Source organism: Sphingomonas sp. CARO-RG-8B-R24-01 (genome assembly GCF_022662295.1).
In the GTDB taxonomy this organism is placed as follows: domain Bacteria; phylum Pseudomonadota; class Alphaproteobacteria; order Sphingomonadales; family Sphingomonadaceae; genus Sphingomonas.
Genome location: NZ_JAKNQI010000001.1, coordinates 690,683 through 702,889, shown reverse-complemented (window position 1 = coordinate 702,889; position 12,207 = coordinate 690,683). Strand labels below are relative to the sequence as shown.

At 66.5% G+C, this 12,207-nt stretch carries 11 protein-coding genes and 1 tRNA gene; 6 read left to right on the top strand and 6 right to left on the bottom strand.

Going from position 1 to position 12,207, the window contains the following annotated elements; all coding sequences use genetic code 11:
• Positions 1 to 10 precede the first annotated feature (10 nt).
• Both L8G49_RS03405 and L8G49_RS03400 read left to right on the top strand, forming a co-directional pair.
• Positions 11 to 1,582 carry a beta-xylosidase gene (locus tag L8G49_RS03405; RefSeq protein WP_242182438.1) on the top strand — a complete coding sequence of 524 codons (1,572 nt, stop codon included), beginning with the start codon at positions 11 to 13 and terminating at the stop codon, positions 1,580 to 1,582.
• Positions 1,583 to 1,626: 44 nt separating this feature from the next.
• Positions 1,627 to 3,288, top strand: coding sequence for a DUF5597 domain-containing protein (locus tag L8G49_RS03400; RefSeq protein ID WP_242182435.1), 1,662 nt, complete (start codon positions 1,627 to 1,629; stop codon positions 3,286 to 3,288).
• A 56-nt stretch (positions 3,289 to 3,344) separates the two neighbouring features.
• Here L8G49_RS03400 and L8G49_RS03395 read toward each other — a convergent pair.
• Positions 3,345 to 3,421: transfer RNA gene (locus tag L8G49_RS03395), tRNA-Arg, on the bottom strand.
• Between the two features lie 78 nt (positions 3,422 to 3,499).
• Between L8G49_RS03395 and L8G49_RS03390 the strand changes: the two genes are divergently transcribed.
• The 3 genes from L8G49_RS03390 to L8G49_RS03380 all read left to right on the top strand — a co-directional run bounded on the left by L8G49_RS03390 (position 3,500) and on the right by L8G49_RS03380 (position 5,384).
• Positions 3,500 to 4,264, top strand: a complete 765-nt coding sequence (locus L8G49_RS03390; RefSeq protein ID WP_242137613.1) for a queuosine precursor transporter — start codon at positions 3,500 to 3,502, stop codon at positions 4,262 to 4,264.
• Positions 4,265 to 4,468: 204 nt separating this feature from the next.
• On the top strand, positions 4,469 to 4,744 hold the full coding sequence (locus L8G49_RS03385; RefSeq protein ID WP_242182433.1) for a hypothetical protein: 276 nt from the start codon (positions 4,469 to 4,471) through the stop codon (positions 4,742 to 4,744).
• Positions 4,745 to 5,057: 313 nt separating this feature from the next.
• Complete coding sequence (locus L8G49_RS03380) at positions 5,058 to 5,384, top strand: Rap1a/Tai family immunity protein (protein ID WP_242182432.1); 327 nt, start codon at positions 5,058 to 5,060, stop codon at positions 5,382 to 5,384.
• Positions 5,385 to 5,424: 40 nt separating this feature from the next.
• Here the strand turns inward: L8G49_RS03380 and purQ are convergent, their stop codons facing one another.
• The 5 genes from purQ to L8G49_RS03355 form a co-directional block, all read right to left on the bottom strand.
• Positions 5,425 to 6,096 (bottom strand): phosphoribosylformylglycinamidine synthase subunit PurQ, encoded by a 672-nt coding sequence (gene purQ / locus L8G49_RS03375; RefSeq protein WP_242137610.1) that lies wholly within the window; start codon positions 6,094 to 6,096, stop codon positions 5,425 to 5,427.
• A complete protein-coding gene (gene purS / locus L8G49_RS03370; RefSeq protein ID WP_242137609.1) occupies positions 6,093 to 6,323 on the bottom strand; it encodes a phosphoribosylformylglycinamidine synthase subunit PurS in 231 nt (76 codons plus the stop codon). The genes purQ and purS overlap by 4 nt, the downstream gene beginning before the upstream one ends.
• Positions 6,324 to 6,560: 237 nt before the next feature.
• Positions 6,561 to 7,340 carry a phosphoribosylaminoimidazolesuccinocarboxamide synthase gene (gene purC, locus L8G49_RS03365; protein WP_010162803.1) on the bottom strand — a complete coding sequence of 260 codons (780 nt, stop codon included), beginning with the start codon at positions 7,338 to 7,340 and terminating at the stop codon, positions 6,561 to 6,563.
• A 116-nt stretch (positions 7,341 to 7,456) separates the two neighbouring features.
• Positions 7,457 to 8,671: a kynureninase gene (kynU, locus tag L8G49_RS03360; RefSeq protein ID WP_242182430.1), complete on the bottom strand. Its 1,215-nt coding sequence runs from the start codon at positions 8,669 to 8,671 to the stop codon at positions 7,457 to 7,459.
• Between the two features lie 163 nt (positions 8,672 to 8,834).
• Positions 8,835 to 9,737 (bottom strand): alpha/beta hydrolase, encoded by a 903-nt coding sequence (locus tag L8G49_RS03355; RefSeq protein ID WP_242182429.1) that lies wholly within the window; start codon positions 9,735 to 9,737, stop codon positions 8,835 to 8,837.
• Positions 9,738 to 9,823: 86 nt separating this feature from the next.
• On the opposite strand from L8G49_RS03355, the gene parC reads away from it, so the two are divergent.
• The gene (parC, locus tag L8G49_RS03350) at positions 9,824 to 12,085 is read left to right on the top strand and encodes a DNA topoisomerase IV subunit A (protein WP_242182428.1); all 2,262 of its coding nucleotides are present in this window, start codon (positions 9,824 to 9,826) and stop codon (positions 12,083 to 12,085) included.
• Positions 12,086 to 12,207 lie beyond the last annotated feature (122 nt).

The following is a 12,207-nucleotide window of genomic DNA, read 5'->3' as shown; positions in this document are numbered from 1 at the left end:
AGTTGGTATTATGCGACGGATCGCTTTGTATGGAGGCGGCGCTGTCGCGGCCGCGACCCTGGTAGCGCTACCGGCGTTCGCCGCGCCGCAGCGCGTGGTCACGGTCGACCTTGCGCAAGCGCAGGGGCCGGTCGACCGCTTCTACGACCTGTCGGTCGGCTCGGATTATCCCGGCACCTTGATGCGGGCGGACAGCCAGGCACAGCTCAAGATCGCGACCGACGAGCTCGGTTTTCGCTACCTGCGTTTCCACGCGATCTTCCACGACGTGCTCGAGACGGTCCGGATCGAGAACGGGCGAACGGTGTACGACTGGAGCGGGATCGATCGGCTGTATGACGACATGCTGCGGCGGCACATCCGGCCGTTCGTCGAGCTCGGCTTTACCCCGCAGGCGCTCAAGACGTCGGACGCATCGATCTTCTACTGGAAGGGCAACACCTCGCACCCGCGGCTCGACGGCTGGGCGGCGCTGATCGATGCCTTCGCGCGCCACCTGCAGCAGCGCTACGGCGCGGCCGAGGTGCGGAGCTGGTATTTCGAGGTATGGAACGAGCCCAATCTCGACGGCTTCTGGGAGAAGGCCGACAAGCAGGCGTACTTCGCGCTTTACGACGTGACCGCGCTTGCGCTGAAGACGGTCGATCCGGCACTGCGCGTCGGCGGGCCGTCGACCGCCGGTGCTGCGTGGGTCCCCGAATTTCTCGACCATGTCGCCAAGAGCGGCGCGCCGGTCGATTTCGTCACGACGCATACCTATGGCGTCGAGGGCGGCTTCCTCGACGAGCAGGGCAAGAGCGACACCAAGCTGTCGCCCGCGCCCGATGCAATCATCGCCGACGTGCGCAAGGTCCGCGCCGAGATCGCCGCCTCGCGCTTCCCGACGCTCCCGCTCTATTTCACCGAGTGGAGCACCAGCTACACCCCGCGCGACCCGGTCCACGACAGCTATGTCAGCGCGCCCTACATCCTCAGCAAGTTGAAGGCGGTGCAGGGCAGCGTCCAGGGGATGAGCTATTGGACCTATAGCGATCTGTTCGAGGAACCGGGGCCACCGACCGCGCCGTTCCAGGGTGGCTTCGGCCTGATGAACCCCCAGGGCATCCGCAAGCCGGCCTGGTTCGCGTACAAATATCTCAACGCATTGCGCGGCAAGGCCGTGCCGACGGTCGATGCCGACAGCTGGGCGGCGAGCGAGGGGCGGCGCACCAGCGTCGTCCTGTGGGATTGGCACCAGCCCGACCAGAAGGTCAGCAACCACCCGTTCTACACCAGATTGGTGCCGGCGACGCCGCAGACCCCCGCGGCGGTGCAGTTCGCCGGCCTCGCGCCCGGCAGCTATCGGTTGCGGACCTATCGCACCGGCTATCGTCACAACGACGCTTATTCGGCCTATATCGACATGGGCCTCCCGAAGGCGCTCACCGCGGCGCAGATCGCGCGATTGCAGGCGCTGACGCTGGACCAGCCCGAGCAGGACCGTGTCGTGCGGATCGGCACGGGCGGACGCTATGCCGCCACAGTGCCGCTCGCCACCAACGACGTGGTGTTGATGACGCTCGAGCCCACCCCGCGGCGCTGAGCCGGCTTGGCGCGACCGACCTTAGAGATATGTGGAGAATCCCGATGAACACCCCCCGCCCTGGCCGGACCATGCGGCACCGACGCGCCGCGATGGCGTCGTTGCTGTCCGCCGGATTGCTCCTTTCAGGCGGCACCGCTTCGGCACAGGCTTCGCACGAGCTGCCGCGGATCGAGAGCCGCAACGGGCATCACGCGTTGATCGTCGATGGCGCTCCCTTCTTCATGCTCGGTGCGCAGGTCAATAATTCGAGCAACTATCCGGCGCCGCTCGCCACGGCGTGGCCGGTGCTCGATCGGCTCGGCGCCAATACCGTAGAGGTGCCGGTCGCCTGGGAGCAGGTCGAGGCTCGCGAGGGCTCGTTCGATTTCAGCTTCCTGCAGACCTTGCTCGACCAGGCCCGCGCCCACGACAAGCGCGTCGTTCTGCTGTGGTTCGGGACGTGGAAGAACACGTCTTTCTCCTACACGCCCGACTGGGTGAAGCTCGACAATCGCCGCTTCCCGCGCATGAAGACCAAGGACGGCAAGGATCACGGCGTGCTCAGCGCGCACGGTGCGGCGACGCTGGCGGCGGACAAGCGGGCGTTCGTCCAGCTGATGACCTATCTGCGCGATCACGATCCGCAGAACACCGTCATCATGGTGCAGGTCGAGAATGAGACCGGCAGCTACAAGAACCCGCGCGATTTCTCCGCGACCGCCGATGCGCTGTTCGCCAAGCCGATCCCGACCGTCCTGGCGCAACGACTGCACAAGTCGGGCACGTGGAGCGCGGCGTTCGGCGCGCAGGCCGACCGGGCGTTCAACACCTGGTATGTCGGCAGCTATGTCAACGCGATCGCGGCAGCGGGCAAGGCGATCAAGGCGCTGCCGATGTACGTCAACGCCTCGCTATCGGGACCGTCCAACGTTCCGGACCCATACGGCGTGGCCAGCGGCGGCCCCCAGCAGGACGTGCTCGACATCTGGAAGGCGGCTGCGCCCGCGATCGATCTGCAGGCGCCCGATATCTATGACAAGACCAGCGCCAATGTGATCAAATATCTCGATCAATATGCCCGTGCCGACAATCCGCTGATGGTGCCCGAAATGGGCAACACGCGCGATTTCGCGCGGTTCTTCTGGCCGGCGCTCGGTCGGGGGGCGATCGGCTTCGCGCCGTTCGGCATGGATGATACCGGCTATGCCAACTATCCGCTCGGCGCGGCCGATCTTTCGGCCACCACGGTGGGCGCGTTCGCGCTGCCGTACGCCGCGGTCGGGTCGATGATGCGCGACTGGGCGCGCATCGCCTATGAAAAGCCGACCTGGGGCGCCGCAAAGCCCGACGATGGTGCCGTCCAATCCACGCGCATGGGGGACTGGACGATCACCGCGACCTGGGGCGAATGGCAGTTCGGCATGAAGGACTGGGAATGGCTTAAGAGCGACCAGGCGCCGTGGGGCAAGGAGCCGGTCGGCGGAGTCGCGGTCGCGCAATTGTCGGCGAACGAATTCCTCGTGATGGGCGACCACGTTCGCGTCTCGCTTGCCGGGGCCCCGGGCACCGGTCCCAATGGGATTGTCGTCCGCGTCGAGGAAGGCACGTTCGACAACGGCAAATGGCGGATGCGCCGGGTGTGGAACGGTGACCAAACCGACTACGGGCTCAATTTCGTCAGCCATCCGCAGGTCTTGAAGGTGACGATGGGCCACTATCGCTAAACCGCGACGGCTGACGATAGCGGCGGTATCCGGGCGGGCGCGACCGTGGAGGAGATTGGCGCGCCCGGAGGGAGTCGAACCCCCGACCGAGGAGGTAGAAGCTCCTTGCTCTATCCAACTGAGCTACGGGCGCGCACTGGCTTCGCCTGTAGCGTGGATTGCGCGGCTGCGAAACGGTCTTCATACCGGGCGTGCGGAGGAATGGGGACCGATGAACGCACCGAAGAGCATCACTGCGCGCGAACTCGGCGACCGTGCGTTCCGCTATTATGATTTCGTGATGGTCGCCTTCGTCGTGATCCTGCTGCTCTCCAACGTGGTGGGCGCGGGCAAGCGATCGGTCGTCGACCTGCCGTGGATCGGGCCGTGGCCCTTTGGCGCGGGCATCCTGTTCTTCCCGGTCAGCTATGTGATCGGCGACGTGCTGACCGAGGTTTATGGCTACGCCCGCGCGCGTCGCTGCGTCTGGGCCGGGTTCGGCGCGCTGATCTTCCTGGCGCTGATGGAGCAGATCGTCGTCGCATTGCCGTCGGCGTCGGGCTGGAGCGGGCAGGGCGCCTATGAATATGTCTTCGGTCGATCGATCTTCGTGGACCCGGCGGCCGCGACCGGGCTGCGCATCATCGTCGCGTCGGTCATCGCCTTCTGGGTCGGCGAGATCGCGAACAGCTTCGTGCTGGCGAAGCTCAAGATCCTGACGGCGGGACGGATGCTGTGGACCCGCACGATCGGTAGCACGATCGTCGCGCAGGGGTTCGACAGTCTGATCTTCTATCCGCTTGCCTTCGCCGGCGCGCCCGACTGGCCGTTTCACGACATGCTGCTGGTGATGCTCAGCCAGTTCCTGCTCAAAGTGTCGTGGGAAGTGCTGTTGACCCCCTTCACGTATCTGGTGGTCGGCTTCCTCAAGCGGCGCGAGGGGATCGACGTGTACGATCGGGGCACGGATTTCTCGCCGTTCAAGGCTTCGGTCTAGCCGGCTGCGGGCCTGCTCGGCTGCGTCCCGCATCCCGAAGGGAGCCCGCGCAAGGGGCTACGGCAGGCTCCCTGCCGTATAAGACGCACATCTTAACCATTAACGATTGCCAAGCCCGGCGCGCCCGAGCTTGTTATCGCCACCCCAATATTACGGAGAGACGAGTATATGCATCCGAATTTTCCAAAGGCTACAGTCGTCGCGATGATCCTGGTCGGATCGATCGGTGTTAGCGGTTGTGCCACCAAAGGGTACGTCAACCGGGAGATCGCCACCGTGAACTCGCGCATCGACGGGATCGACGGTCGCGTGCGTACGGTCGAGGGTACGTCCGGCCAGGCGCTCAGCCAGGCACAGGCCGCGGCAGGCCAGGCGCAGCAGAATGCGCAGCGGATCGACCAGATCAACGGCCGGGTCGATGGCCTCGACCAGCAGATGCAGCAGCAGATGCAGCGGCGCCAGCGCAAGCCGCGCGGTTGAGCCGATGATCGCAACGCTCCTGCAGTGACCGGTCGCTTCGTCGGGCACGCCAATCGCGTGTCATGAAGGCGGCCCGGATCGTTGCGCGCGTTGCGAGCGTCGCGGTCGGGGCGATACGGACGCCGATGCCGGAAATGGCGTCGACGTCCGTATCGTGCTGTCTGGCGGGGTGAGGACCTCCGGTCGCCCGGGCCGTCTCGTCGCACGCGCGAGGGTGGCGCATTCGGCCTTTGCCGCTGCGGATGACGGCGCCCCGCTGTCGCCATGGGCGCCGTCCTGCTAGGAAGCGAGGCTTCGACGAGGCGAAGGAACGATGATGATGTTGCTTGTACTGGCGCTGGCCGCGTCTTCACCGCCGCCGGTGGTGGTCAGTTCCCTGCAAACCGCCGACCTTGCGGAGCGTTGCAAGGGCAAGGACGCCGATCCGGCCGCGACGTTCTGCACCGGCTACATTCTCGGCGCATTCGACGCGCTGTCGCTGTCGCACCAGATCTGTCCGTCGCCAACCCGCGCGTCGACGATCCGGGCCGTCGCGGTGGCGCGCAAGTACCTGCGGACCCATCGCGAGGTCTGGGATAGTGCACCGACCTTCGTGATCCGGACGGCACTGAAGGCGGAATTTCCCTGCAAGCGCAAATGAACCCGGCCAGCGTCGGAGCGGCAGTTCCGACGTTGACCGGTTATGCGCCGACGGTTTCCAGCAGGCCTTCGAACATCCGCCGACCCTCGGCGCCACCGTGCGCAGCACCGTCGATGCGACGTTCCGGATGTGGCATCAATCCCATCACGTTGCCCGCCGCGTTCAGGACGCCCGCAATGTTCCGCGCGGAACCGTTGACCGGCTCGGCATAGCGCAGGGCAACCCGGCCTTCGCCTTCGAGACGATCGAGCGTTTCGGCATTGGCCGAATAATTGCCGTCGTGGTGCGCCACCGGGATGATGATCCGCTCGCCCGCGGCATAGCGGCTGGTGAAGCCGCTCTGCGCGTTCTCGACCGTCAGTGGGACTTCGCGGCAGACGAAATCGAGGCCCGCATTGCGCATCAGGGCGCCGGGCAGCAAACCGGCCTCGGTCAGCACCTGGAAGCCGTTGCAAATGCCCAGCACGGACACGCCGCGCTCGGCGGCTGCGGTCACGGCCTGCATGATCGGCGACCGCGCGCCGATCGCGCCGGAGCGCAGATAGTCGCCGTACGAAAAGCCGCCCGGCAGCGCGACCAGGTCGATTCCGTCGGGGAGCGCAGTGTCGCCATGCCACACCATGGTCGGCGCGGTCCCGCTCACCTCGCGCAAGGCAACCGCAACGTCGCGGTCGCAGTTGGAGCCCGGAAAGACGATGACCGCGGTCTTCATGCGCGCTCTACCCGGTAATTCTCGATCACCGTATTGGCGAGGAGCTTGCGGCACATCGCGTCGATCTGCGCGTCCTCGACGCTGTCCTCGACCTCGAGCTCGATCAGCTTGCCGGCGCGGACGTCGTTGACGCCCTCGAACCCCAGGCCACCGAGTGCCTTGTGGATCGCTCGACCCTGCGGATCGAGCACGCCGGGCTTCAGCGTGACGAAGATGCGGAGCTTCATAGATATGTCCTGCTGCGACGGTAGGGGATGCGGCTCGCTATGCTCGCCCGCGGCGCGGGTCGCAAGGGGTGGATGCGCGGGGATCGCGTGTCGCGCACCCTCAATGCCACTTCCCTGGCGAAGGCCGGAGCCCAGTCGAGGGCGGGTTATGGCGGGGCTGTACCCGTTACCAGAACCTGTCCACCTGGGCCCCGGCCTCCGCCGGGGAAGAAAGACGGAGCAAGTCAGCCCCGTGGCTTACTTGCCCTTGTTGAGCCGGTGCTGTTCCATGTCGAGCACCGCGCCATCGGCTTCCTCGGGTAGCAACCCGAGCCGCCGCGCGACCTCCTGATAAGCCTCGACTTCGCCGCCGAGATCGCGCCGGAAGCGATCCTTGTCGAGCTTCTCGTTGGTGGTCATGTCCCACAGACGGCAGCCGTCGGGGCTGATTTCGTCGGCGAGGATCACGCGGGGATAGTCATTGTCCCATACGCGCCCGAATTCGAGCTTGAAGTCGATCAGGCGGATGCCGATCCCGGCGAACAGGCCGCACAGGAAATCGTTCACGCGAATCGCCAGGTCGGCGATGTCGGCCATTTCTTCTTGGCCTGCCCAGCCGAATGCGGCGATATGCTCGTCGGTGATCATCGGATCGCCGAGTGCATCGTCCTTGTAATAATATTCGATGATCGTGCGCGGCAGCTGCGTGCCTTCCTCGATCCCGAGGCGAGTCGAGATCGAGCCCGCAGCGACGTTGCGAACGACGACTTCGATCGGGATGATCTCGACCTGGCGAATCAGCTGCTCGCGCATGTTGAGGCGGCGGATGAAGTGCGTCGGCACGCCGATCGCGCCGAGCAGCGTGAAGATGTGCTCGGAAATCCGGTTGTTGAGCACGCCCTTGCCGCTGATCGTGCCCTTTTTCTGGGCGTTGAAAGCGGTGGCGTCATCCTTGAAATACTGGATCAGCGTACCCGGCTCAGGACCCTCGTACAGGATCTTGGCCTTGCCCTCGTAGATCTGGCGGCGGCGTGCCATATGTGCGCTAACCCTTGGAAATGAGCGGCCCCGGCAACGCGGATCACGCGGGCCGGGGCGGGAAGACCACGCCTATACCGGATCGATGCCGGGGGTGCAATCGATCGCTTGGCCGCTCAGGTGACCGCGTTGCGCTGCTGGAAGGCCGGGTCGCGATATGCGCCGGAGGAAAGGATGTCGCCGAGGATCTCGCCGGCACGGACCACGTCCTCGAAACCCAGGTACAGCGGCGTCAGTCCGAAGCGGAGGATGTCGGGATCGCGGAAATCGCCGATTACGCCGCGCGCGATCAGCGCCTGACAGAGCGCATAGGCGTCCGGGTGCCGGAACGAAATATGGCTGCCGCGGCGGGCCGGGTCGGCAGGGCTGACGCACGCGAGGCCGAGCTTGCCGCCAATGTCCGCCAACACATCGAACAATGCGGCGCTCTTCTGCGCGACCTGCTGCTGGTCGATACCGTGCCACACGTCGAGCCCCGCCTCGAGCGCGGCGAGCCCGAGCATCGGCGGCGTGCCGGCAAGCCAGCGCGTCATGCCGGGAGCCGGGGCATAAGCGTCGGCGAAGCCGAACGGTGCTGCGTGGCCCATCCAGCCGGACAGCGGACTGGCGAGCGTGTTCTGCAAGCGCCGCGAGACGAACAGGAAGGCGGGCGCGCCGGGACCGCCGTTGAGATATTTATACCCGCAGCCGACCGCCATGTCCGCGCCGGCGCCGGTCAGGTCGATCGGGATTGCGCCAACGCTATGGCTGAGATCCCAGAGGGTCAGCGCACCTGCTTGATGCGCGCGTGCCGACCAGCCGGACATATCGAAACACTCGGATGTCTTGTAATGAACGTGGGTGAGCATTTGCACCGCGGTCTCCGGGCCGAGCGCATCCGCCAGGGTTTCGCGGGCCACCGCCTTCAGCCGCGCGCCGGGGACGCAGCCGGCGGCGCCCTCGGCGATGTGAAGATCGGTCGGGAAATTGCCGGTCTCGCTGAGGATCGTCGTGCGCGGCGCGGCGTGCCGGAGCGCCGCGACGAGCAGCTTGAACAGGTTGACCGAGGTCGAATCGGCGACGATCACCTCGTCCTCGGCGGCACCGATCAGCTTTGCGATCTTCGCGCCGACGCGGCGGGGCGCCTCGATCCAGCCTTCGTTCCAGCTGCGGATCAGCCGGTCGCCCCATTGCCGCTCGGCGATGTCGGCGAGTGCCGCTGGAGTCGCGCGCGGGAGCGGGCCGAGCGAGTTGCCGTCGAGGTAGATCACGCCGTCGGGCAGGTGGAACGCGTCGCGATAGGGGCGCAAGGGATCTGCGGCGTCGCGCGCGCGCGCTTCGGTGGGGGTCACGATTCAGTCCTTCCGTCGCAATCGCTCGTCACCCCGGGAAAGGCCGGGGCCGGCTGGCTGTTCGCGCGTGATCGCAGGATGTGCGCCCGACATGACGGCCCCGGCCTGCGCCGGGGTGACGGGGGGGATGCGGCTTGGCCGTGATTCGGGGTGACGGGGGCGGTCATTGCGCGAAGGCTGCTCGGATCAGCGTCTTTGCCTCGGCCCAGGCGGCGGTCTCGGGGGCGATCAGTTCGACGTGGCCGGTGTGGTCGATCACGTGCAGGTCTGCCCGGTCGCCCTTCGCCCGGGCCGTTGCGACATACGCCGTCCCCATCCGCAGCGGGATGATCTTGTCCTCCCGACCGTTGACGAGATCCTGCTTCACCGCGTCAGGCAGCAACCGCGGGACCGAAGTGTCGCTATAGACATCAGGCCGCACCCCGGGCGCACCGACCAGCCTGGCGACGACCGCGACGCCGCAACCATTGTCCGGGCTTGCGGCGGTCGCCTCCAGATCGGGCAGGCCGCCGAGGCTGATCACGTGCGCAATCTTCAGCGGGTGCCGCTGGTACAGCGCGCTGGCCTTCGCGATCCGCCCCCGCGCGGCGAGCCATAGCGCCAGATGCCCGCCCGCCGAATGCCCGACCGCCACGACGCGGCGGGTGTCGAGATGGAATTTCCGGGCGTTGGTGCGCAGCGCATCCGCGGCGGTGCCGGCATCGGCGAACGTCCCCGGATAGCCGCCGCCGGGCCGGTCGACGCCGCGATAGTCGACGTTCCACACCGCGATCCCGTCCTTGCGCAGGTCGTCCGCGATCCAGTTCATCAGCGTGTGATCCGCGATGCTGGTCGTCCAGCAGCCGCCGTGGACCATCAGCACCGTCGGGAACGGCCCCTTGCCCGCCGGTACCCACACGTCGACCTTCTGATACGGATCGCTGCCATAATCGACCGTCGCATTCGGTTGCGGCTTGGGACGCGTGGTCAGGTCGGGCCAGGTAAGCAGCGGTTTCGGGGCGTCCTGCGCAGCCAGCGCGGGGGCGGTGAGCAGCACGGCGGCGGCAAAAGCGAATCTCAGCATCATTGCCATCGATACGACGGCATCTGAGGCTTGTCGAAGGCCGAGCGTCACGGTGGACGCAGACGGCCCCGGCCTGCTACCCGGAACAGATGGCGACCGACATCATCGACCCCAATGATCCCTTCAACGCGATCGCCGACGCGCCGTTCGATAGCGCGCTGTCGGATCGCTATCTCGTCTATGCACTGTCGACGATCACCGCGCGCTCGCTCCCCGACCTGCGCGACGGGATGAAGCCGGTGCACCGCCGCTTGCTGTGGGCGATGCGGGCGCTGCGGATGGACCCGAGCAGCGCGTTCAAGAAATCCGCGCGCGTCGTCGGTGAAGTGATCGGCAAATACCACCCGCACGGCGATCAGTCGGTCTATGACGCGATGGTCCGGCTCGCGCAGGATTTCTCGGTGCGCTATCCGCTGGTCGAGGGGCAGGGGAATTTCGGCAATATCGACGGGGATAACGCCGCCGCCTTCCGTTACACCGAAGCCCGGCTGACGCAGGTCGCGATCGACCTGATGGAAGGTCTCGACGAAGACGCGGTCGCGTTCAAGCCGACGTACAATAACGAGGAACAGGAGCCCGAGCTGTTCCCCGGCGCTTTCCCCAATTTGCTCGCCAATGGCGCGGCGGGGATCGCGGTGGGGATGGCAACCAACATCCCACCGCACAATGTCGCCGAACTCTACGACGCCGCAATCGCGCTGATCGACCGGTCGGGCGACCTCGCCGGGTTCAACATCCTCGATCACGTCCGCGGGCCCGATTTCCCCACCGGAGGGCTGGTGGTCGATTCGCCCGCCGCGATTGCCGAGAGCTACGCGACCGGGCGCGGGGGCTTTCGGGTGCGCGCGCGCTGGCAGGTCGAGGATCTCGGGCGCGGCACGTGGACCGCGATCGTCACCGAAATTCCGTATGGCGTGCAGAAGGGCAAGTTGATCGAGCAGCTCGCCGCGATCGTCAACGACAAGAAGCTGCCGATCATGGCGGACGTCCGCGACGAATCGGACGCGGTGATCCGCATCGTGATCGAGCCGCGCAGCCGCACGGTCGACCCGGTCGTGCTGATGGAGAGCCTGTTCAAGCTGTCGGACCTCGAGAGCCGTTTCAGCCTCAACCTCAACGTGCTCGACGCGAGCCGCACGCCGCGCGTGATGAGTCTGGCGGAGGCGCTCAACGAATGGGTCCAGCACCAGTTCATCGTGTTGCGGCGGCGCGCCGAACATCGGTTGCGCAAGATCGCGGACCGGATCGAGCTGCTCGACGGCTATATCGTCGCCTACCTCAACCTTGACCGCGTGATCGAGATCATCCGCACTGAGGACGAACCCAAGCCGGTGATGATCGCCGAGTTCGAGCTCAATGACCGTCAGGCCGAGGCGATCCTCAACATGCGGCTGCGCAGCTTGCGTCGGCTCGAGGAAATGGAGCTGCGCAAGGAACGCGACACGCTCGATCGCGAGCGCGCCGGGCTCGAGGGGCTGCTCGCAAGCGAGGCGAAGCAGCGGACGCGACTGAAGCGCGACTTCGGCAAACTGCGCGACCGCTATGGCCCCGAGACAACGCTCGGGCGGCGGCGGACGACGATCGAACAGGCGGCCCCGCTGCGCGACATTCCGCTCGACGCGATGATCGAGCGCGAGCCGATCACGGTGATCCTGTCGCAACGCGGCTGGATTCGCGCGATGAAGGGGCATGTCGATGCCGCCGGGGTCGCCGCGGTCAAGTTCAAGGACGGCGACGCGCCGCTGTTCGATTTCCACGCGCAGACCACCGACAAGGTCGTCGTCGCGGCGGAGAACGGACGGTTCTTTACGCTCCCTGCGGACAAGTTGCCCGGCGGGCGCGGGTTCGGCGAGCCGCTTCGGCTGATGATCGATCTCGATGGCGATATCGGCATCGTCGGCGTGTTCCGCGCGAGTCTGTCCGATCGCTGGCTTGTCGCGGCGACCGACGGACGCGGGTTCATCGTGCGCACCGCTGACATCCATGCCGAGACCCGCAAGGGGAAGACGGTCGTCACCCCGCGGCTCGGCGCGAAGCTCAAGATCGTGCGCCCGGTTGCGGCAGAGGACGATTATGTCGGCGCGATCGGTGACAATCGCCGGTTGCTGGTCTTCCCGATCGCCGAACTGCCCGAGCTGACGCGCGGGCAGGGGGTGCAGTTGATGCGCTTCCGCGACGGCGGGCTGTCGGATGCGATCACCTTCGTCTTTGCAAGCGGGCTGAGCTGGCAAATGGGCGGCGACAGCGGCCGCGTGCGCACCGAGACCGACCTCGGCCCGTGGCGCGCGGCGCGCGGGGCTGCCGGCCGGATGCCGCCGAACGGGTTCCCGCGGGACAATCGCTTCGGCTGAAGCGGCGTTTGCCGGGGGCGGCGGGCATCGTCGCGCGGTTCGAGCGACGTCGTGGGACATGGATGCACGAGTGACGCGCTCTATCCAGCGATATCCCCGACGAAATGGCTGAAACGCGCCGT

Bases quoted from the DNA above. Each gene is read 5' to 3' on its own strand.
- L8G49_RS03405 (WP_242182438.1), top strand. From the start codon at position 11: ATGCGACGGATCGCTTTGTATGGAGGCGGCGCTGTCGCGGCCGCGACC.
- L8G49_RS03400 (WP_242182435.1), top strand. From the start codon at position 1,627: ATGAACACCCCCCGCCCTGGCCGGACCATGCGGCACCGACGCGCCGCG.
- L8G49_RS03390 (WP_242137613.1), top strand. From the start codon at position 3,500: ATGAACGCACCGAAGAGCATCACTGCGCGCGAACTCGGCGACCGTGCG.
- L8G49_RS03385 (WP_242182433.1), top strand. From the start codon at position 4,469: ATGATCCTGGTCGGATCGATCGGTGTTAGCGGTTGTGCCACCAAAGGG.
- L8G49_RS03380 (WP_242182432.1), top strand. From the start codon at position 5,058: ATGATGATGTTGCTTGTACTGGCGCTGGCCGCGTCTTCACCGCCGCCG.
- purQ (WP_242137610.1), bottom strand. From the start codon at position 6,096: ATGAAGACCGCGGTCATCGTCTTTCCGGGCTCCAACTGCGACCGCGAC.
- purS (WP_242137609.1), bottom strand. From the start codon at position 6,323: ATGAAGCTCCGCATCTTCGTCACGCTGAAGCCCGGCGTGCTCGATCCG.
- purC (WP_010162803.1), bottom strand. From the start codon at position 7,340: ATGGCACGCCGCCGCCAGATCTACGAGGGCAAGGCCAAGATCCTGTAC.
- L8G49_RS03355 (WP_242182429.1), bottom strand. From the start codon at position 9,737: ATGATGCTGAGATTCGCTTTTGCCGCCGCCGTGCTGCTCACCGCCCCC.
- parC (WP_242182428.1), top strand. From the start codon at position 9,824: ATGGCGACCGACATCATCGACCCCAATGATCCCTTCAACGCGATCGCC.